The 878-nt window shown below is 71.0% G+C and carries 1 protein-coding gene; it reads right to left on the minus strand.

The window, feature by feature from the left end; genetic code table 11:
• A partial coding sequence (locus Cch01nite_RS22585; RefSeq protein WP_203758770.1) for an FG-GAP-like repeat-containing protein occupies nt 1–878 on the minus strand: 878 nt, incomplete at both ends.

The raw sequence follows: 878 nt of genomic DNA on the forward strand, positions 1-878 counted from the left end.
CGACCCCCAGCCCGGCGTCTGCCGGACGAGCGCGATGTCGGTCAGGCCGTTGCCGTTGAAGTCCCCGGTGATCAGCTTGACCCCCGGCTGGTTCGCCCAGGACGGGATGAAGTCCGGCCCGGCCGCGCCGTTCGTGATGTTCCAGCCACCGTTGCCGTCGGCGAAGGCCACCGGGATGGACCCCCACCCGGGTGTCTGGCGGACGAGCGCGATGTCGGTCAGGCCGTTGCCGTTGAAGTCGCCGGTCACGATCTTCACGCCCGGCTGGTTCGCCCAGGACGGGATGAAGTCGGGGTCCGCGGCACCGTTGGTGATGTTCCAGCCGCCGGCCCCGTCGGCGAACGCAATCGGGATCGACCCCCACCCGGGCGTCTGCCGCACGAGCGCGATGTCGGTGAGCCCGTTGCCGTTGAAGTCGCCGGTCACGATGCGCACCCCGGGCTGGTTCGCCCACGACGGGATGAAGTCCGGCCCGGCCGCGCCGTTCGTGATCGTCCAGCCACCAGCCCCGTCGGCGAACGCGATCGGGATCGACCCCCACCCGGGCGTCTGGCGGACCAGGGCGATGTCCGTCAGCCCGTTGCCGTTGAAGTCACCGGTCACGATCTTCACGCCCGGCTGGTTCGCCCACGACGGGATGAAGTCGGGGTCCGCGGCACCGTTCGTGATCGTCCAGTTCCCGGCCCCGTCGGAGAACGCCACCGGGATCGACCCCCACCCCGGCGTCTGCCGCACGAGCGCGATGTCGGTGTACCCGTTGCCGTTGAAGTCGCCCGCCACGATCCGCACCCCGGGCTGGTTCGCCCAGGTCGGGATGAAGTCCGGACCCGCACCGCCGTTGGTCACGATCCAGCCACCGGCACCGTCGGCCGCCGCGA

Origin of the sequence: Cellulomonas chitinilytica (assembly GCF_016862675.1) — a bacterium.
Taxonomy (GTDB): Bacteria; Actinomycetota; Actinomycetes; order Actinomycetales; family Cellulomonadaceae; genus Cellulomonas; species Cellulomonas chitinilytica.